This window comes from Rhizobium sp. BK491, assembly GCF_014194925.1.
Classification (GTDB): domain Bacteria; phylum Pseudomonadota; class Alphaproteobacteria; order Rhizobiales; family Rhizobiaceae; genus Rhizobium.
The window spans coordinates 256,258-275,884 of the sequence record NZ_JACIAR010000005.1 but is presented as its reverse complement, the minus strand read 5'-3'; the positions used below and the strand labels follow the sequence as shown (position 1 = coordinate 275,884).

The window sequence follows — 19,627 nt, the reverse complement described above, 5'->3', positions numbered from 1 at the left end:
TCCTCACATTCGGCGCGGCGCTAATAGAGCCAGAGCCTGAGTGGCAATCGGATTTATGCGTGCAGGCAATCGCATCGCGATCTTCTGCATGACGTCGATATCTTCGGCTGGAACGGCTTTCAGCAGTCTGAGCGCAATGCCATAGGCCAGCGCACCGGCGATGATGGCGCCTACGAGGCCTGCGACACCGGTCAGCGCCTGAACGAAACCATAGGCTGCAACCGCGCACACAATGGCAGCAACCGTGACTTTTGCAAGGTTGATGAGCATACCGCGCGTCGATCCTTCGAATTCCATGCGGCGTACCGTCATCAGGCACAGGGCGACAAAGGTGAGCAGGCGAACAAGCGCGGCACCCTCGCCTCCGTAGAAGGGCACGGCGACTGCGCAGCCGACGACCATGACGAAGCTGGCGACGACGCCGATGACGGTGCGTTCGCGCACGCGATCCAGTGAATAGAGATATTGCGTGCAGATCTGCATGAAGACGTAGGGCACGGCAGTCAGGGACAGCAGCGCCACCATGCCGCCGCTCGGCGCAAAGGCCGGGCCGAAGATCGTTACGACAAGTTCCGGCGAGATGGCTGCCAGACCGAAACTCATCGGCAGGGTGATGTAGGCAATGCTGCGCGCCACTCCGGCGAAGACCTCGACCGGCAGCTTGTCCGATTCCCTCGCGTGCATCTGCTCGGAATAATAGGGCAAGAGGCTACCGCTCAACTGCACCGGCAGCTGCAGCGCCAGGTTGGCGAGCGACAGGCCGACGGCGTAAAAGCCGACCGCTTCGATGCCCCAGTAACGCTGCAGGAACAACAGCTCGATGCGGTTGAGGAAGATCGAGCTGTTGATGAGTTCGATCGAAAGAATGAGCGACGAACTGGCGAGAGCGGAAAGGCCGACACCGCAGCTGTTCTTGCGGACAATCGCGATTCTGAGCGTCGCGATGAACATCGGCAGCTGGCCGATCGCATAGCCGGCAAGTGCGCCGCTGACGCCAAAGAAGATCGCTCCCGCAAGGACGGTAACCAGCTGCAGCGCCGAGCTTATCAAGGTGATGCGCAGGAACGCGCTGACCCGCTGTTCGCCGATCAGATAGTTTTTGCTATAGGCGCCAAGAGACTGAAGAACGAAGAAGACGCCTGTTATGGCAATGACTTCAGATGCATCGCCCGCCCAGTGCAAACGCTCCGTATCCCAATAATAGGCGACATAGCCGGCGAGCAGGATGACGGTTGCGAGAATCGTCGGCTGCAGAAGGTAAGCGGCAAAGCCCAGCCGCTCTTCCGTCGAATAGCCGTTTCCTTTCAGCTGCGGCAGGACGCGCAGCAGGGTAACGCCGGCGCCGAGCTCGGCGACGAGCGCGCCTGTTGTCGTCAGCCATAGGGAGAAGGCGATGATGCCGTTGGCCTCCGGGCCAAGCAGACGCGCCGCGATGATCGAACAGGCAAAGCCGGTCGCAAGCAGGGTCAATCCCGCCGCGGCGTTCAAAACCGAATTTGCCATTATGCTCTTCGTCATGAAGATTGACCGTTCCTCAAATTGCCGGAACCTATACACATATCCGGCTCTTCGTGGAGATAGCGTCAGCTCTATTTCATATGCCTTAATATTTAGGGTTTAATGCTGCCATAAGTTCGTTTTTTACTTCGGCTAATATTCTTTCTCTCTGATATTGGCCGCTCCAAGGCTTGTGCGGAGGGTTTCATTGTTCAGCCTCATCGTCTGCACGATCGATCGGTTCGATCAGCTGGAGCGGTTGTTCCATTCGCTGGTGGGGCAGAGTCATAAGGATTTCGAGGTCATCGTCGTCGATCAGAATGCCGACGACCGGCTGCGGGCGCTGATCGAAAGCTTCTCCTCTTCCTTCACGATCCGTCACATCCGTTCGCCGAAGGGACTTTCGCGCGCGCGCAACAATGGCATGGCCGTCGCGGCAGGCGATTACATCTGCTTTCCCGATGATGATTGCTGGTATGAGGCCGATACGCTTTCGATGGCCGCGGCGCTGTTTTCGGTGCATCCCGAGCTTGCGATCGTCACTGGCCGCACGCTCGATGCCGAGGGGCTTGCTTCCGTCAGCCCGACAGGCGAGACGCGGCTGGCGCTGACGCGCTGGAACTACCTGAAGTGCGGCAATTCCAATGGGATCTTCGTGCGCCGCGCCGCATTGGCTGATATCGGCGGCTTCGACGAGAATCTCGGCGTCGGCTCGGAATCGCCGTTCCAGAGCGGCGAGGAAGCGGATTTCCTGCTGCGCGCGCTCGGCGCCGGCAGGCAGGCGATGTTCTTCCCGGAATTGATCGTCCATCACGATCAAGTCACCAGCGAGTATGGGCCGCGGCAGGTAGAGCGAGCCCGCAAATATGGGCGCGGCTTCGGCGCTCTGATGCGCAAGCAGGCGTTTCCGCCGTATTATGTCGGCTACCGGCTGTTTCGTCCGGTCGCCGGCTGGCTGGCGGCGCTGGCGCGTTTCAACGTCGATGCGGCACGCTACAAGCGCGCCTGGCTGATGGGTATTCTGGAAGGTTATGCGGCCTGGCCGCGTTGGCGCAGAGGCTGAGGCGATTTGCCTCTCGGCGTCAGCGTCTCGGCATAGACATCCATGTAGCGTTGGGCGACTTCATTCCATGCATAGGCGCGGGCGTCCCGCAGCAATTCCTGCCGCAGGCTCAGATCGTCGGCCTCTAGGCGCTCGAAAGCTGCGGTCAGGGTATCGGCGGTTGCTTCCGGATTTGCGAAATCTGCGAGCATGAGGGCCGGATGGGTTTCGGCCATCGCCTTATAGGCCTCATTGGCGTTCAGCACCGGCAGCAGGCCGGCGCTCATCGCCTCGATCGCCACCAGGCCGAAGCCTTCATATTCTGAAGCTGAAGCGAAGAGCGAGGCGCGGGCGATGATGTTGCGGATCGAGCCTTCATCGATCGAAATATGCAGAGCAACATTGTGTGTTAGATCGCGGACGGCAATTTCCTTTTCCAGCATTGCACGATCTAGATCAGACTCGGCGCCGATAATATCGAGGTGCCAGTCGTCACGGCGGGCCGCGAGCACCTTCATGACGTCGAGAAGATGATCGAGCCGCTTGTTGATGGAGAAACGGCCGATGGTGACGACGCGGCGGCGCGCTTCCAGCGCAGCGCAATTTGAAAATTTGCTGACATCGGCGCCGTTTTCGATCAAGTGCACGCGGCTGTCGGCGATCTGGGAAAAGAGGCGCGCGTCGGACTGGCTGCAACAGATGAGAGAGGCATAGCCGAGCGCGGACAGCCGCGTCGCGGTATTGAACCAGACCTTCTTGATGGCTGCATATTTCTGCGTGTGGAAGAAGCCGCCATGCGTGGTCGCGACCATGGGGCGCCCATGCAGGAGCTTGCCCCATGCCAGTGCATCGAAGAAGAAGTCGACGGCATGGACATGAATGAGGTCGGCATGGGCCAGATGGCGGAAGACCTTGGGTGCCAACGGATAGCGGCTGGAGCCGGACCAGGGAATGCGGACGATTTCGATGCCGTCGATGGTCTCGCTTTCGGCAAGTTCCCGGCCGGGATCGGAAAACAGGCTGTTGCAGGTGACGACGCGCACGCGATAGCCGCGGGAAACCAGCTGGCGGCAGAGGTTGGCAACGACGTCTTCCAGGCCGCCCTTGTTCGGCAGGAACTGACGCACGACATGTACGATCAGCGGCCCGGCCTGCTTGTTTGCCTGAATATCCGCAACAGCCGATGTCATCGATCCACCCTCGACCTCTATGCCGCGCCGCATGGCGAGCAATCCGGCGCTGCAGCGCGCCGCCCGTTGATCAGTCGGCAAAGCAGATCATCGGGTCGGTTAAAAAGGGTTTAATCGCCGGCGGAAAGCCGAGCGGTTTCGGGCAAGAGGGTTAATAGCGGGGCGTTAGGCGGCAGAAAGGTCGAGCTTGTCAGGTGAATATGACAATGCTGGACCAGTGTGCCCGGCCCCTTACCCTAACCCTCTCCCCGCATTGCGGGGAGAGGGGATTGCTTCGGTGTTTGCTGCGTGCCTTTCGTTTCGCCCACAGAACTCGATGAACTCCCTCTCCCCGTCAAAACGGGGAGAGGGCTGGGGTGAGGGGCAATTTCCAATGAGATGATGTATTGCGACCCGAAATCCGGATCTCTCAAAACGCTCGGAAGGTTAGCGTCGTCAGCGAGCGGACGATGCCGGGGATATTGGCGATGTGGTCGTTGATGAACTTGCCGATATCCTGCTCTTCGGCAATGTAGACCTTCATCAGGAGGTCGTAGTCGCCGCTGGTGGAATACAGTTCCGAAACCAGCTCCGTCTGGTAGATGGCGTCGGCGACCTCGTAGGTCTTGCCGGGGGCGCATTGGAGCTGAACGAAAATGGGCTTCATGAGGATGTCCTGCTTCTGTCTGCCGCCGCAATGGCGGCCGGTTTTTCTCTATCATGGTCGAAAGCGTCCTCGCCATGCAAGTTTTTCTCCAGAGCCGATGATTTTTTGGCATCATGCCATGTCCATCGGATGTCGCTCTTGCCGCTTCCGCAATTTCGAGCATAGCGCTAGATTGGTGCCATTAGCTCTCTCGATTGGACCGATTTCATGCTGAATGACCCGCGCTCCCACGGTCTTTGGGAAAAGACCGCCCCGCTTCCGCCATCAACGAAGCCACTTTCCGGCGATGTCTCCGCCGATGTCGTGGTGGTCGGGGGCGGCTATACCGGTCTTTCGACGGCGCTGCATCTGGCGGAAGCCGGCACGAATGTCGTGCTGCTGGAAGCCAATGAAATCGGCTTTGGCGGGGCGGGGCGCAATGTCGGTCTCATCAATGCCGGCATGTGGGTGATGCCGGACGATCTACCGGGCGAACTCGGTGCCGTCCACGGCGAGCGGCTGCTCGATCTGCTCGGCAATGGGCCGAAGCTGGTCATGGAACTGATCGACAAGCACGGCATCGCCTGCGAGCTTGAGCGCAACGGTACGCTGCATTGCGCCGTCGGGCCGGAGGGGCTGAAGGAAATCGAGGAGCGCGCCCGGCAATGGGGAAAGCGCGGTGCGCCGGTCACCGTGCTGGATGCGCGGGAAACGGAGCGCCGCGTCGGCAGTTCGGCCTATGCGGGGGCACTGCTCGACATGCGCGCCGGCACGCTGCAGCCGCTTGCCTACGCGCGCGGCCTTGCCCATGCCGTGGTCAACGCCGGCGTTACCATTCACACCGGCAGCCGCGTGACATCGACGGAAAGAAGCGGAGCGAAATGGGTGGTTTCGACCGATGGCGGCAAGGTCAGCGCCGACTGGATCGTGGTGGCCACGGACGCTTACAGCACCGGCCCGTGGGAAAAGGTTCGGAACGAACAGGTGCATCTGCCCTATTTCAACTTCGCCACCGTCCCCCTCGGCGACAACTTGCGCAAATCCGTGCTGCCCGGGCGCGAGGGGGCTTGGGATACGAAAGAAGTGCTCTCGTCCTTCCGCATGGATCAGGCCGGCCGGCTCGTTCTCGGCAGCGTCGGTGCGCTGCGCAACACCGGTCTTGCCATTCACAAGAACTGGGCTCGGCGGTCGATCAAAAAGCTCTTTCCGCAGCTCGGCGACATTCCGTTCGAATGCGAATGGTATGGCAAGATCGGCATGACCGACAATGCGCTGCCCCGTTTCCACAAGCTGGATCAGAATGTCGTCGGCTTCTCCGGCTATAATGGCCGCGGCATCGCGCCGGGCACGGTGTTCGGCAAGGTGCTTGCCGCTCATATTCTCGGGCAGATTTCCGAGGCCGATCTGCCGCTGCCGGTGACCGATATCGTCGAGCCGAGCTTCAGGGCGGCAAAGGAAATGTGGTACGAGGCGGGCGCCCAGGCCGCGCATTTCGTCGGCGCTAGAGTCTAAGGCAATTCCGAGAACCAACATTACGGGAAGAGGAAACAAGATGACCGCGACATCAGATCTTGCCGCCGAAACCAAGGTTATATTGACGGAGCTCGGCGTATCGGCCGATCGTTACATCGGCGGAACGCTTGCCGTCACCTCTCCTGTGACCGGCGCCGAAATCGGCCGGCTGAAGGAGCATTCGGCCGGTGAGGCGAAGGCGGCAATCGCGGCGGCGCACGCGGCGTTTCTGTCCTGGCGTAATGTGCCGGCGCCGAAGCGCGGCGAGCTGATCCGTCTACTCGGCGAGGAGCTGCGCGCCGGCAAAGCCGCCCTTGGCCGGCTCGTCTCGATTGAAGTCGGCAAGATCACTTCTGAAGGTCTTGGCGAGGTGCAGGAGATGATCGATATCTGCGACTTCGCTGTGGGACTCTCGCGTCAGCTTTATGGCCTGACCATCGCCACCGAGCGCTCCGAGCACCGGATGATGGAAAGCTGGCATCCGCTAGGGGCGATCGGAATCATCTCGGCCTTCAATTTCCCCGTCGCCGTCTGGTCATGGAATGCGGCGCTTGCCATCGTCTGCGGCAATTCCACCATCTGGAAACCGTCGGAAAAGACGCCGCTGACGGCGCTTGCCGTACAGGCTCTGTTTGAAAAGGCACTGAAGCGCTATGTCGCCGAGGGCGGCGAGGCGCCGGCCAATCTTTCGACGCTTTTGATCGGTGGCCGCGATCTCGGTGAGCTTTTGGTCGATCATCCGCAGGTGCCGTTGGTCTCGGCAACCGGATCGACCGCCATGGGCCGCGCGGTCGGTCCACGTCTTGCCGGCCGTTTCGCCCGCGCCATCCTCGAGCTCGGCGGCAACAACGCAGCCATCGTCTGCCCGACGGCCGATCTCGATCTCACCCTGCGTGGCGTCGCCTTTTCCGCGATGGGTACGGCCGGCCAGCGCTGCACGACGCTGCGCCGCCTTTTCGTTCATGACAGCGTTTACGATCAGCTCGTTCCGCGCCTACAGAAGGCCTATGGTTCGGTGACGATCGGCAATCCGCTTGAACCCGGCACTTTGGTCGGCCCGCTGATCGACAAACATGCCTTCGACGGCATGCAGGCAGCGCTTGCCGCTGCAAAGGCGGCCGGCGGAAAGGTCACCGGCGGCGAACGCGTCGAAAACGGTTCAGCCGATGCCTTCTATGTTCGCCCGGCTCTCGTCGAAATGCCGGAGCAGACCGGTCCCGTCGAGCAGGAAACCTTCGCGCCGATTCTCTATGTGATGAAATACAGCGATTTCGATAAAGCGCTGGCGCTGCATAATGCCGTGCCGCAGGGTCTGTCCTCCTCCATCTTCACCAATGACATGCGCGAGGCCGAGACGTTTGTGTCCGCGCGCGGCTCGGATTGCGGCATTGCCAACGTCAATCTCGGCCCTTCCGGCGCCGAGATAGGCGGCGCATTCGGCGGCGAGAAGGAAACTGGCGGCGGCCGCGAGTCCGGCTCGGATGCCTGGAAGGCCTATATGCGCCGGGCGACCAACACGATCAATTACGGCCGCACGCTGCCGCTGGCGCAGGGCGTCAAGTTCGACGTGGCGTAATGGCACTTTGCTGCGTTGCGATGGGGCGAATGACGGCGTAGAAGGTCCTTACCCCCTCATCTTGTTCAGGAACTTGTCTCATGCACCTGTCGCTCGCCGAAGCCGAAACGCTTGTTGTGGCGGCTCTGCGGCGAAACAAGGTGAGCGATGCGAATGCCCGCTCGGTGGCGGTCGCGCTCGTCGCAGCGGAGGCCGCCGGGCAGAGCGGTCATGGGCTGCGGCGCGTGCCTGCCTATGCCGGACAGGCCAAGGTTGGTAAGGTCGATGGCTTCGCTCAACCGCAGCTCAGCCGGCCTTCTCCTGCCGTGCTGCGCATCGATGCCGGCAACGGCTATGCCTATCCCGCACTCGACCTTGCCGTTGCCGAGCTGCCGGCTGTCGCCCGCGAGCAGGGTATCGCACTTGCCGCCATCAGCCGTTCGCATCATGCCGGCGTCATGGGCCTGACGGTCGAGCGTTTTGCCGATCAAGGGCTGGTGGTGCTGATGGTCGCCAATGCGCCGGCCTCTATGGCGCCCTGGGGCGGCAAGACGCCTGTTTTCGGCACCAACCCGATCGCTTTCGCCGCACCGCTTCCTGGCGACGAGCCTGTTGTCATCGACCTCGCGCTGTCCAAGGTGGCACGCGGAAAGGTGATGGCGGCGCGGCAGCAGGGCGCTTCGATCCCCGCGGACTGGGCTTTCGATCGCGATGGCAGGCCGACCACGGATGCCGAAGAGGCTCTGGCCGGGACGATGGTCCCGGCCGGCGATGTCAAGGGTGCGGCACTTGCCTTCATGGTCGAAATTCTGGCGGCTGGCTTGACCGGCGCCAACTATGCCTTCGAGGCTTCCTCGCTCTTCGACGACAAAGGCGCTCCGCCGGCGCTCGGGCACACAATCATTGCCATCAATCCGGAGGCGACGAGTGCCGTGGATACGGCACAACGGCTGGCCTTGCTGGCAGGCGAAATCACCCGCGACCCGAATGTTCGCCTGCCCGGCCGGCGCGGGCAAAGCGCACGGCGTCTTGCGCTAAGCGAGGGTATCGATGTCGAGGACGAAGTGATTGCCGCGATAAAGAGGCTTTGAGGGGCTGAGATGATGGTCGGGTGAGTGGCCAGACAGGCATTGGCTGTGTTGACAGAGACATTTGATGGCCACCGCGATCGGCAGATCAAGCGATGGCAGGCTTTACCTTCTTTTCGTCCAGCCAGCCGCCGGTGAAGCCGGCGCGTTCGAGGCCGGTGCGGAGGATCGGAGATTGCCGCATCAGGTCCCAGATCATGCCGGTGCGGGCGTTTTCGATCATCATGACCAGCAACCCCTGGTCGATCGCCACCGAGCGGTCGTCCACCCATCCTTCCGGGCCGGGGCCTTTCACACTCGGATTGAAGCCGCCGGGGAAGCGGCCGTCGAGCAGCAGGTTGGGATAGGTTGAAAGCAGCGCCCGCGTGCCATCGAGCGCCGCTTCGCGGTCGAACGGCAGGCAGGACAGCGGCCCCCATGGGGCGATGGTGCCGTCGTCGGGACCCAGCGGCGCGCCGCGGGCGGCATAGCCGAAGACCTTCGGGGCATAGCGCAGGCTATGTTTGGTGCCAGTCGGGTTCGGGCCGTCACAGGCGGAAAGGCCCCAGATGTCCTTCGTATAGCCGACGAAATGGCCGGGATTGCGCTCGGTGTAATCGCGCTGCACCGCAATTGCCGCCTGCGTATTGCGGAAGTAATCGGTGTCCTTGTCGGCGACGTGCTTGTCGCGGATGTCACGGAAATCGATCCAGGCATGCGAGAAGAGGTGGATGAACAGCGGCCCGGCATAGAGAAAGGGCGCGTCCTTGAACATCATCCACGTATAGGTCGAGGCAAAGGCGTCGTAGCTGGAGGATGGGATCGCATGCGTCGGCGAGGCGAGCGCCAGCAAATAGAGGAAGATCGCCTCGTCATAGCCCTGATAGCGCCAGCGCAGGAAGCCGCTGGCCGGTTTCCAGCCCATGCTGATGGTTTGGCCCTTGTTCAAGGCCCAATGCCAGTCGCAACGCTCATAGAGAAATTTCGCCTGCTTGCGGAGATCGCGCTCGACCTGGCTGTTTCCGGTGAAATAGGCGGCGGCTGTCAAGACGCCGAGCAGCAGCAGACCGGTATCGATCGTCGAAAGTTCGCTGTTCCAGGCGCGCTTGCCGGTTTCCATGTAAAGGAAGTGATAATAGAAACCGCGATGGCCGGTGGCGCCGCGTTCGGTGCCCTGCTGGCTGTCGGCAAAGAAATCGAGGGCGGCCAACACCCGTTTTGCCGCATCGGCGCGGCTGATCCAGCCGCGCTCGACGGCCACCGGATAACTCGATAGCGCGAAGCCGACGGCGGCAATGCTGCAATGGCTCGTCTTGATCGACGTATCCGCCACCAGTCCGTTTTCCGGATTGGTATAGAGCATGAAATAGTCGAACGCCGAGCGTTGCAATTGGTCGATCAGCGCGTCGTCGGTTTCGTTTACCTGCTGCAGCATCTTCTATCCATCTCCTCGATGCTCCCATTCCCTGCTGAACATGGGAGCTTGGATAGTTGCAAATCAAAGATGATTAACGATGACATACTTTTGTGGAGGATTCTTTAATATCAGTGGGTTGTTGAGGTAGTCATCCCCAACATCGAGAGGCTGGAGATGCCCTTTCCAGGCGATTTTCGCGGAGATCGCTAGCAAAAGTGGAGGAATAGCTAATGGTACGAGCGCATTCGGCGAGGGCGAAGCATCGATAGTTCAGTGATTCGCGTCAATGAAATGGCTTTAGCCGAGGGCAGTTTCCAGCCTGTGCTTCAGCCGCGCCAAGGTTCTGCCAAACACCGTCTCATCTTCAAGGGCTCTGGCAAGCGTCAACGCGCCCTGAATGCCGATGACAGCTTCTTCAGCGAGCATTTTCGCCTCGGTACTTGGCACGCCGCCCCTGAGCAAAGCGCCACAAAGCGCCTCGATCCAATGATGAAAGTAGCCTCGGATGGCGGTGGAAAAGCGGTCGCGTGTTTCGTCCAGCGCAAAGGCGCCGATCAGGCAGACGCGGTGGCCGGAGCGGAAATAGCTATCCGTTGTCTCCCACATGCGGGCGATGGCGGCACGCGGCTCTTCCTCTTCGAGCGGCCTGAACATTTCCATGACGAACCATGCGTCGATATTGGCCATGACCTCGGCGGCCATCTGTTCCTTGCCGCCCGGAAAGAAGTGATAGAGGCTGCCCTTGGACAGTTTGGTACGGGCGGTGATTTCGCTCATCGACGCGCCCTCGTAGCCGAGCTCGCGATAGACTTCGGCAACGAGGGCAATGGCGTCGGATTTTTCGAAGACGCTGCGCACCATCTTAAAGGCCGAGCTCGGAGAGGCCTTGATGATCGTCCGGCCGGCGGCCGAGCGGCCAGTGGAATTTCCGGTCCTCTTCCCTGATGGGCATGTCGTTGATGGAGGCGAAACGGCGCTGCATCAGGCCTTCGGCATCGAACTCCCAGTTCTCGTTGCCGTAGGAACGGAACCAATGGCCGCTATCGTCATGCCATTCATAGGCAAAGCGCACGGCGATGCGATTGCCCTCGAAGGCCCAGAGTTCCTTGATCAGCCGATAGTCCAGTTCGCGTGCCCATTTGCGCGTCAGGAATTCGACGATCTCCTTGCGGCCGCGGGGGAATTCGGCGCGGTTCCGCCACTGGCTGTCTTCTGTATAGACCTTGGAAACACGCTCCGGATCGCGGCTGTTCCACCCGTCCTCGGCCATGCGGACCTTGGCGATTGCGGTTTCGGCGGTGAAAGGCGGGGCGAGAGGGATCGGTATGGTGCACTCCTTTTAAACCGATTTGTCGTTTATAGACCGATCGGTTTAGAAGATCAAGTGCCGCGATATGCCGGGTGATGGACTCAATGGGCGAATTTTCGCGCTCCGGCGACGCAGGCGACAACGGCGAGGGTCACGATGAGCATCGACCAGCTGACACTTTCCTTGAGGAGGGCTCCGGCGAGCGCGAAGCCGAAGAAGGGCTGGAGGAACTGCAGCTGGCCGACGGCGGCTATGCCACCCTGGGCGAGCCCGCGATACCAGAAGATGAAGCCGATCAGCATGCTGAAAAGCGAGACATAGATGAGGCCGAACCAGGCAGGTCCGCCGATGCCGTCAATGCTGTGCGGCATGGTCATGATGCAGAGCGCGATGGTGACGGGCAGGGACAGGACGAGAGCCCAGCAGATGACTTGCCAGCCGCCCAGCCGGCGCGAGAGCACGGCACCTTCGGCATAGCCAAGGCCACAGACGATCACGGCTGCAAGCATCAGGAGATCCCCGACCGGCGAGGCCGATACGCCCTGCGCCAGCGCGTAGCTGCAGACCAGCGCACTGCCGAGGATGGAGAATATCCAAAAGGCCGGGCGCGGCCGCTCGCCGCCGCGCATCACGCCGAATATCGCGGTCGCTAGCGGCAGCAATCCGATGAAGACGATCGAATGCGCCGAGGTGACATGCTTCAGCGCCAATGCCGTCAAGAGCGGAAAGCCGACGACGCAGCCGAGGGCGACGATGACGAGCGAGACGATGTCGCCGCGGGTCGGGCGCTTCTCACGAAAAGCGAGCAGCAGGCCAAGACCCAGAAGGCCGGCGATTACGGCTCGGGCAACGGTCAGGAACAGAGGGTCGAAATCCATCACGGCCACCCGCGTCGCCGGCAGAGAGCCGCTGAAGATCACCACTCCCGTCAAACCGTAGATCCATCCTGTCGTCGTCTTGTCCATGGCGCATGCTCCTTCGTGATATTCGCGGGTATCGGCGTATTTATCTGGCCGAACCAGAGACGGTGCAGTACAATCTGTGCGAACTGTTATGGTTGAAGGTGCAGTACGGATGGACAATCTCTCGATGACCGGCGCTGCCGGCACGACCCGGATCGAAGGCGTGATGGCGGCGATATCAGAGCGCATCGCCGCGCGCAGCCTTGTACCCGGTGCGCGGCTTCCCTCCGTGCGCAGTTTTGCCAAGACGATGCAGGTGTCGGTTTCGACCGTTGTGGAGGCCTATGAACGGCTTGCGGCCGAGGGTGTGATCCGCTCGCGGCCGGGATCCGGCTTCTATGTCTGCGGGCCGCTGCCGCCCCTGTCGCTCTCCGAAACAGGAGCGAAATCGGGCCGCAATGTCGATCCGCTGTGGATCTCGCGGCAATCGCTCGAAGTCGGCGACGACGCGCTGAAACCGGGCTGCGGCTGGCTGCCGCCTTCATGGCTGCCGCAGGCGGCCCTGCGCAAGGCGATGCGAACGCTGGCGCGCGGCGATATCGGAGTGCTTGCGAATTACGGGACACCGCTCGGCCTGCCGCCATTGCGGCAGCTGCTCGCCCGCCGCCTGGGCGAACATGGAATCAACGTGCCCCCGGATCAGATCATGCTGACGGAATCGGGCACGCAGGCGATCGATCTTCTCTGCCGATTCCTGCTGGAACCCGGCGATACCGTCGTGGTCGACGATCCCTGCTACTTCAATTTCCATGCCCTGCTGCGCGCGCATCGCGCCAACGTCGTTTCCGTGCCTTTCACACCGACTGGGCCGGATGTCGAGCTGTTCGGCCAAGTGCTCGAACGGTACAAGCCGCGGCTCTACATTACCAATTCCGCCATTCACAATCCGACCGGTGCGGCGCTTTCCCCCGTCACGGCGCATCGGCTGCTGAAGCTGGCGGATGCTTCCGGGCTCATCATCATCGAGGATGATATTTTCGCCGATTTCGAGCAGGTGCCGGCGCCGCGTCTGGCCGCCTATGACGGATTGGACCGGGTGATCCATATCGGCAGTTTCTCGAAAACGCTTTCCGCCTCCATTCGCTGCGGCTTCATCGCCGCGAAGCCCGAGTGGATCGACGATCTCGTCGATCTCAAGGTCGCCAGCAGCTTCAGCTGCGGGCAAGTGTCGGCCGAGCTCGTCTATCTCGCGCTGAAGGATGGAAGTTATCGCAAGCATGCCGAGGCGCTGCGCGTCCGGCTTGCAAAGGCGATGGATGAGGTTGCGGCCCGGCTGGAAGCGATCGGTATCGTCCCGTGGCTCAAGCCGCATGCGGGCATGTTTCTCTGGTGCAGGCTTCCGGAAGGGCTTGATGCCGCCGATCTTGCCCGTGCTTGCCTCGCGGAAGGGGTCATCCTCGCGCCCGGAAATGTTTTCAGCCTGTCGGAGACGGCGGGCCGTTTCATGCGGTTCAACGTTGCACAATCGGCCGATCCCCGGATCTTCGACGTGCTGGAAGCGTCCATGCGAAAGCTGCGGGCGATACGCAAGGATGCCGCTGCGAGCGGTCTTACGGCAGCCCAGAGGTTTACCGGCGACACGAGCATTTCCTGACCGGCGGGTTTCCACCGTGGCGGCCGCTCCTGTCGCCGGCTTGATCCCTATTTGGCGAAGAGACTGTTGATGTCGGCGAAAGCCTTCATCTCGATGGCATTGCCGCTCGGGTCCTTGAAGAACATGGTCGCCTGTTCTCCCGGCTCGCCCCGGAAGCGGATATAGGGCTTGATGACGAATTCTATGTTGGCTTTCGTCAGCTTCTCGGCGGCTGCCTCCCATTCCTCCATCGACAGAACGACGCCGAAATGGCGTACCGGAACGCCGTGGCCATCGACGGCATTGGCTGCCACGTCGGTCGTTTCACCCGGCGCCAGATGGGCGACGATCTGATGGCCGTAAAAGTTGAAATCGATCCAATCAGGCGAACTGCGACCTTCGGGGCAACCGAGAAGGCCGCCATAGAAGGTTCTCGCCGCGGCGAGATCGTTGACGGGAAATGCGAGGTGGAAGGGATGAAGCGGTGCTGCGCTCATGATCGTCTCCTAGAAGCGAATTGATGCAGCAATGAATAAGATACATTTTTCTCTATGAAAAACGGTATATTGTGATGTTGAGATACAGGAAAATTTATGAATCATGATTGCGGAACTTCAAACTCTTGTGGCTATCGCCCGCTTTGGAACGTTTGCTGCGGCAGGAGATCGGATCGGCCTGACGCAGGCCGCCGTCAGCGGACAGATGAAGCGGCTCGAGGAAAGGCTTGGCGTTAAATTGTTCGAGCGAACGGGCCGCTCCGCGACACTGAATGCTGCCGGGCTTAGAACGCTCGAGCGCGCCAAGAGCATTATCGCGATGTTCGAGCACATCGCCGATCCCGTCGACGAGGCTTCGGGCGGCGAGCTGCGCGTCGGCGCCATTGCTTCCGTTCAATCGGCGTTGCTTGCCCGCGCTCTCGGCCCCTTCCGTCTGCGATTCGCAAATCATCATCTTCGCGTTGTCCCAGGGGTCTCTCTGCATTTGCTCGACCTGCTCGATGCCGGCGAACTCGATCTTGCCGTGCTCATAGAACCACCCTTCGGTTTGCCCAAGAATCTCATCTGGCGGCCCCTAGTGCGCGAGCCCTACGTGCTTGCGGTTCCCGAAAAGCTGCAGGGCGATGATTGGCGGACGCTGCTGCGCGAGCAGCCCTTCATCCGCTATGATCGCAGCTCTTTCGGAGGGCGGCAGGTCGACCGCTTCCTGCGATCGCATTCGATCGTTCCGCGTGAATCGGTGGAGGTCGACGATATCGCCGGGATTGCCGCATTGGTCGGGCATGGGCTCGGGGTGGCGCTTCTGCCTGTTGTCGACGGCAGCCCTCCTCCGGTGGCGCCGATCCGCATGGTGCCCTTATCCGAACCGGGGTTTTATCGCGAGATAGGGATATTGCAGCCGCAGGAGAGCACGCCAGCTGCAATCTGTCTTGCGGAATGCTTGATGGCGACGCAGCAATGAGGCCATATTCGGCGCAAAACCGTTCCTCCGAGCCGTCTGCAGGAGTGCCGTCTTTTCTTGAAACTCTTGCCAGGCGGAAAATATCCGTCATAGCTTTGCCACATGGTCGCTCCAATTGCGGCTCACATCCGCTTTGGAATACACCGCTATGTGAGGTCGGTCGTGCGCGTTCTGCTTGTTGAAGACGACAATATCCTGGGCTCGTCGCTGAAGAAGGCGCTGGAAAAGCACGCTTACGGCGTCGACTGGATGCGCGACGGCGAATCCGGCCTCGAAGCGGCGGCGCATTCGCATTTTGCGGCGATCGTGCTCGATATCAATCTGCCGCAGCTAAGCGGCATGGAGGTGTTGCGGCGTATCCGGCAGCGGGGAAATTCCGTGCCCGTGCTGCTGCTGACGGCGATGGATTCCGTGCGCCAGAAGGTCGAAGGCCTCGACGAGGGCGCCGACGACTATCTGGTCAAGCCGTTCGATCTCGACGAGCTGCTGGCGCGGCTGCGCGCGCTCATCCGCCGGCGTGACGGGCGGACCGAAAGCGTCATCCGCTGCGGCGACGTGGAGGTCGACCCCTCGGCCATGGTGGCTCGCAAAGACAATGTGCAGGTCCATACCACGGCGAAAGAATTTCATCTCCTGAAGCTGCTCATGGAGCGCAGCGGCCGGTACGTGACGAAGAACGATATCGAATATGCGCTCTATGACGCGGAAAACACCGTCGAGAGCAATACGATCGAAGTGACGATCTACAATCTGCGCAAGAAGCTCGGCACCGATTTCATCAAGTCGATCCGCGGCGTCGGCTACATGATCGAGCGATGAACAATTCCACGCTTACCCGCAAGCTGTTTCTGCGCATCGCGCCGGTCGTCGTGGTGACGATCGTCGTGATCGCCGCCTTCGCCTTCAACAGCGCAACGCGGGAGATCAACAATATCTACGATGCCCAGCTCATCGACGATGCCAACGTGATCTGGAGCCTGCTGCGCAGGCCGCTGGAAAAGAATCCCGACCATGGCGCCAAGCAGATCGACGATATCGACTTCAACATGGACAATCAGCTGGCTTTCAACGAAGACGCTGATGACTATGCCGATGCGCATATGTTCCGCGCCTGGGTCGACGGCAATATCCGCTTCTATAGCAGCACGGCCTTTCTCTCCGACGTCCCGCAGCAGAAGGTGGGTTTTACCACGCTGACCTATGGCGGCGACGAATGGCGTGTCTATTCGCTGCCGATCCCGAACACGACCATTGTAATCGAACTCGGCGAAAAGATTGCGCTTCGCGAAACGCTCGTTTCCAACATTCTCCTCAATCTGTTTTTTCCGCTGCTGATGCTTGTGCCGGTCATCGGCTTTCTCATCTGGCTCGGCATCAATAGCGGCCTGCGCACGATTCATGGGCTGGTGCGGCAGATCCGCACGCGATCGCCGGATGATCTCTCGGCTATTCCCGTTGAAGAGCTGCCGCGCGATCTGCTGCCGCTTGGTCGGTCGATCAACCAGCTGCTGGAAAAGCTCGGCCAGTCGCTGACGCTGGAGCGACGCTTCTCCGATCTTGCTGCGCATCAGCTGCGTACGCCCCAGGCGAGCGTGAAGCTGCTTTTGCGGATGCTCGAAAACAGCGACAGCGATCAGGAGCGGCAGGCGATCGTTTCCGATCTCGTGGCCAGCAACGACCGCACCATTCATCTTATCGAACAGCTGCTGCGGCTCGCCAGGGTCAGTCACCACCCCCTTAATCTCACGTCGATCGAGCTTTATCACTGGATGGCGTCGCTCATTGCCGAGCTCGGCAATATCATCACCAGCCGCGAGCTCGACGTCGTGCTGGAAGGCGATGAGGCGATCCAGGTCAGAACCGATGAGGCGCTGCTGCGCATGCTCGTCACCAATCTGCTCGACAATGCGATCAAATACACGCCTGCGGGAGGGGAAATCAAAGTTTCTATCGCTTCGGAGGATGGCTTTGCCTGCATTTCCATCAGCGATAGCGGCCCCGGCATTCCGCCGCATGAAAGGGAAGCGGTGTTCCAACGCTTCTACCGCCTGCATACGCTGCATACCGAAGGGGCTGGACTTGGGCTTGCCATCGTCGCGGATACTGCAGACCGCCTTTCGGCAACCGTCGATCTCTCTTCGTCCCGTCTGGGTAGCGGTCTCCAGGTCGATTTGAGATTGCCGCTCAGCTAAAACTCACGGCCTCGTCGTTTTTCATTTTCGCATCATTTTCCGCTCATGCCCGGCTCATCTGAGGTTGTTAGACGCAACTTAAGATAAGGCGAAGGGGTATTTCATGCAGGTGTTTTGCGATTTTGATGGAACCGTATCCATCGAAGACGCGACGGATATGGTGCTAACCCGTTTCGCCGGTTCCGAGTGGGAAGATATCGAGCAGTTGTGGAAGCAGGGGCAGATCGGCTCCGGCGAATGCATGCGCCGGCAGATCGCTCTCATCGAAGCAAATAGAGGCGAGCTCGACCGGTTTCTCGATACGCTGGCGATCGATCCCGGCTTTGAGGCTTTCCTGTCCTTCTGCCGTCGCGGCGAATTGCCTGTCACGATTGTCAGCGATGGTGTGGATTATTTTATCCGGCGCATCCTGGCGCGTCATGGCATCGAGGGCCTGCCGATCGTCGCCAATGTGCTGACCTGCAGTGTTTCCCAGGGCCGCGAATCCTATTCGCTGTTTCCGCCGTTTACGGCAACCGGCTGCGTATCCGGCGCCGGTGTCTGCAAATGCCGCGTCGTCGATAGCAATGACCTTCAGGTCTACATCGGCGACGGGCGAAGCGACTTCTGCGTTTCCGACAAGGTCGACCTCGTTTTCGCCAAGGCCAAGCTTGTCGATTACTGCGAGGAAAACGGCATTCCCTATGTCGGTTTCGCAGATTTTTCCGACCTGCTTCCAAAGATGGAAGCCGTTCTCCCGAGCGTCGAGCGACGCTCCCGTACGCTGCCGCATTTCAAGACAGCGTAAAACAGACCGAGAGGCATTGAATGAAAACGAATGTAGCCGAAGCCTTCAGCGGTGAGACCGAGTCCGTCCGCTCCGAAGAGGAATTGCGCGCGCTTGAGGAGATCTATTGCTCCCATGGCGACACGGTTCACTATATGGACAAGCCGAAATTCTTCGAAGAATGCGAAGGCTCCTATGTCTACGATCGGACCGGGACGCCGTTCCTCGATCTGCAGATGTGGTATTCTGCCGTCAATTTCGGCTATCGCAACGAGCGCCTGAACGAGGCCGCGCACCGCCAGCTCGACCGTCTCCCGCAGGTCGCCTCGCAATATCTGCACCGCGAAAAGGTAGAGCTTGCGGCGATGATCGCCCAGGATGCGGAGCGCAAGTTCGGTCACAAGGGCCGCGTCCATTTCAACGTCGGCGGCTCGCAGGCCGTAGAGGATTCACTGAAGCTTGTGCGCAATTATACCGGCGGCAAGAGCCTGATGTTCGCCTTCGAGGGCGGCTATCACGGCCGCACGCTCGGCGCTTCGGCGATCACCTCGAGCTATCGCTATCGCCGCCGCTACGGCCATTTCGGCGATCGCGCCCAATTCGTTGAATTTCCCTATTACTTCCGCGGCCCGAAGGGCATGTCGAAGGAAGAATACGGACATTACTGCGTCCAGAAGTTCGCCCGCCTGTTCGAGAGCGAATATAACGGCGTCTGGGACCCGAAGGCCGGCAAGTCCGAATATGCGGCCTTCTATATCGAGCCGATCCAGGGCACGGGCGGCTATGTCATTCCGCCGATGAACTTCTTCGTCGAACTGAAGAAGGTGCTCGATGATCACGGCATCCTGCTCGTCGTCGACGAAATCCAGATGGGCGTCTACCGCACCGGCAAGCTCTGGTCGATCGAGCATTTCGGCGTTTCGCCGGATGCGCTGATCTTCGGCAAGGCGATCACCAACGGCCTCAACCCGCTTTCCGGTGTCTGGGCTCGCGAAGAGATGATCAATCCGGAGATCTTCCCGCCCGGCTCCACGCATTCGACCTTCGCCAGCAACCCGATGGGGACTGCCGTTGCGCTCGAAACGATGAAGATGCTGGAAGAGCAGGATTTCGGCGCTGCGATCATGGAAAAGGGCGCGCATTTCCTCGACGGGCTGAAGCAGCTGCAGAAGCGCCACGCCACCGTCGGCGAGGTCGATGGTCTCGGTCTCGCCCTGCGCATGGAAATCTGCAAGGACGACAGCTACACGCCCGACAAGGCGACGTTGGACTGGATGTGCGACGAAGGCATGAAGGGCGATCTTCAAGTCGGCGGCAGGACCTATGGCCTCGTGCTTGACGTCGGCGGCTACCACAAGAACGTCATCACGTTTGCTCCGAACCTGCTCATCACCCGCGAAGAGATCGATCTGGCGCTTGCGCTTCTCGATCAGCTTCTGACGCGCGCGGCCCGGAGATAAGA

The 19,627-nt window shown here is 60.6% G+C and carries 18 protein-coding genes; 10 read left to right on the top strand and 8 right to left on the bottom strand.

The window, feature by feature from the left end:
- Nucleotides 1-3: 3 nt before the first annotated feature.
- Nucleotides 4-1,518 (bottom strand): polysaccharide biosynthesis C-terminal domain-containing protein, encoded by a 1,515-nt coding sequence (locus FHX05_RS23155; RefSeq protein WP_183874767.1) that lies wholly within the window; start codon nucleotides 1,516-1,518, stop codon nucleotides 4-6.
- A 187-nt stretch (nucleotides 1,519-1,705) separates the two neighbouring features.
- Here FHX05_RS23155 and FHX05_RS23150 point away from each other — a divergent pair, with 187 nt between their 5' ends.
- Nucleotides 1,706-2,560 carry a glycosyltransferase family A protein gene (locus tag FHX05_RS23150; RefSeq protein WP_183874765.1) on the top strand — a complete coding sequence of 285 codons (855 nt, stop codon included), beginning with the start codon at nucleotides 1,706-1,708 and terminating at the stop codon, nucleotides 2,558-2,560.
- Here the strand turns inward: FHX05_RS23150 and FHX05_RS23145 are convergent.
- A complete protein-coding gene (locus FHX05_RS23145) occupies nucleotides 2,527-3,729 on the bottom strand; it encodes a glycosyltransferase family 4 protein (RefSeq protein WP_183874936.1) in 1,203 nt (400 codons plus the stop codon). The two genes, FHX05_RS23150 and FHX05_RS23145, sit on opposite strands and share 34 nt — an antisense overlap.
- Before the next feature lie 409 nt (nucleotides 3,730-4,138).
- Nucleotides 4,139-4,375, bottom strand: coding sequence for an Lrp/AsnC ligand binding domain-containing protein (locus tag FHX05_RS23140; protein WP_015341532.1), 237 nt, complete (start codon nucleotides 4,373-4,375; stop codon nucleotides 4,139-4,141).
- A gap of 207 nt (nucleotides 4,376-4,582) precedes the next feature.
- Between FHX05_RS23140 and FHX05_RS23135 the strand changes: the two genes are divergently transcribed.
- The 3 genes from FHX05_RS23135 (at nucleotide 4,583) to FHX05_RS23125 (ending at nucleotide 8,512) form a co-directional block, all read left to right on the top strand.
- Nucleotides 4,583-5,866, top strand: a complete 1,284-nt coding sequence (locus FHX05_RS23135) for an FAD-binding oxidoreductase (RefSeq protein WP_183874763.1) — start codon at nucleotides 4,583-4,585, stop codon at nucleotides 5,864-5,866.
- A gap of 40 nt (nucleotides 5,867-5,906) precedes the next feature.
- A complete protein-coding gene (locus FHX05_RS23130; protein WP_183874761.1) occupies nucleotides 5,907-7,442 on the top strand; it encodes an aldehyde dehydrogenase family protein in 1,536 nt (511 codons plus the stop codon).
- A gap of 80 nt (nucleotides 7,443-7,522) precedes the next feature.
- Complete coding sequence (locus FHX05_RS23125; protein ID WP_183874759.1) at nucleotides 7,523-8,512, top strand: Ldh family oxidoreductase; 990 nt, start codon at nucleotides 7,523-7,525, stop codon at nucleotides 8,510-8,512.
- A gap of 85 nt (nucleotides 8,513-8,597) precedes the next feature.
- Here FHX05_RS23125 and FHX05_RS23120 read toward each other — a convergent pair whose 3' ends face one another.
- The 4 genes from FHX05_RS23120 to FHX05_RS23105 all read right to left on the bottom strand — a co-directional run bounded on the left by FHX05_RS23120 (nucleotide 8,598) and on the right by FHX05_RS23105 (nucleotide 12,179).
- Nucleotides 8,598-9,923, bottom strand: coding sequence for a glucoamylase family protein (locus tag FHX05_RS23120; protein WP_183874757.1), 1,326 nt, complete (start codon nucleotides 9,921-9,923; stop codon nucleotides 8,598-8,600).
- Between the two features lie 279 nt (nucleotides 9,924-10,202).
- Nucleotides 10,203-10,766, bottom strand: a complete 564-nt coding sequence (locus FHX05_RS23115; protein ID WP_183874755.1) for a TetR/AcrR family transcriptional regulator — start codon at nucleotides 10,764-10,766, stop codon at nucleotides 10,203-10,205.
- Nucleotide 10,767: 1 nt separating this feature from the next.
- The gene (locus FHX05_RS23110) at nucleotides 10,768-11,232 is read right to left on the bottom strand and encodes a nuclear transport factor 2 family protein (protein ID WP_183874934.1); all 465 of its coding nucleotides are present in this window, start codon (nucleotides 11,230-11,232) and stop codon (nucleotides 10,768-10,770) included.
- A gap of 83 nt (nucleotides 11,233-11,315) precedes the next feature.
- A complete protein-coding gene (locus tag FHX05_RS23105) occupies nucleotides 11,316-12,179 on the bottom strand; it encodes a DMT family transporter (RefSeq protein WP_183874753.1) in 864 nt (287 codons plus the stop codon).
- An 88-nt stretch (nucleotides 12,180-12,267) separates the two neighbouring features.
- On the opposite strand from FHX05_RS23105, the gene FHX05_RS23100 reads away from it, so the two are divergent.
- Entirely contained in the window at nucleotides 12,268-13,770 is a 1,503-nt protein-coding gene (locus FHX05_RS23100; protein ID WP_246699054.1) for a PLP-dependent aminotransferase family protein, read from the top strand.
- Nucleotides 13,771-13,817: 47 nt separating this feature from the next.
- Here FHX05_RS23100 and FHX05_RS23095 read toward each other — a convergent pair whose 3' ends face one another.
- Nucleotides 13,818-14,246 (bottom strand): VOC family protein, encoded by a 429-nt coding sequence (locus tag FHX05_RS23095; protein WP_112336275.1) that lies wholly within the window; start codon nucleotides 14,244-14,246, stop codon nucleotides 13,818-13,820.
- 103 nt (nucleotides 14,247-14,349) lie between these two features.
- Between FHX05_RS23095 and FHX05_RS23090 the strand changes: the two genes are divergently transcribed.
- From FHX05_RS23090 to FHX05_RS23070, 5 genes are all read left to right on the top strand, one after another.
- Nucleotides 14,350-15,207 carry a LysR family transcriptional regulator gene (locus tag FHX05_RS23090; RefSeq protein ID WP_112606596.1) on the top strand — a complete coding sequence of 286 codons (858 nt, stop codon included), beginning with the start codon at nucleotides 14,350-14,352 and terminating at the stop codon, nucleotides 15,205-15,207.
- 162 nt (nucleotides 15,208-15,369) lie between these two features.
- Nucleotides 15,370-16,026: a response regulator transcription factor gene (locus FHX05_RS23085; RefSeq protein ID WP_041678005.1), complete on the top strand. Its 657-nt coding sequence runs from the start codon at nucleotides 15,370-15,372 to the stop codon at nucleotides 16,024-16,026.
- Nucleotides 16,023-17,399, top strand: coding sequence for a HAMP domain-containing sensor histidine kinase (locus FHX05_RS23080; protein WP_183712540.1), 1,377 nt, complete (start codon nucleotides 16,023-16,025; stop codon nucleotides 17,397-17,399). Before FHX05_RS23085 ends, FHX05_RS23080 begins: the two co-directional genes overlap by 4 nt.
- 103 nt (nucleotides 17,400-17,502) lie before the next feature.
- The gene (locus FHX05_RS23075) at nucleotides 17,503-18,186 is read left to right on the top strand and encodes an MtnX-like HAD-IB family phosphatase (protein WP_112606594.1); all 684 of its coding nucleotides are present in this window, start codon (nucleotides 17,503-17,505) and stop codon (nucleotides 18,184-18,186) included.
- A gap of 20 nt (nucleotides 18,187-18,206) precedes the next feature.
- Nucleotides 18,207-19,625, top strand: a complete 1,419-nt coding sequence (locus FHX05_RS23070) for an aminotransferase class III-fold pyridoxal phosphate-dependent enzyme (protein ID WP_015341518.1) — start codon at nucleotides 18,207-18,209, stop codon at nucleotides 19,623-19,625.
- Nucleotides 19,626-19,627 lie beyond the last annotated feature (2 nt).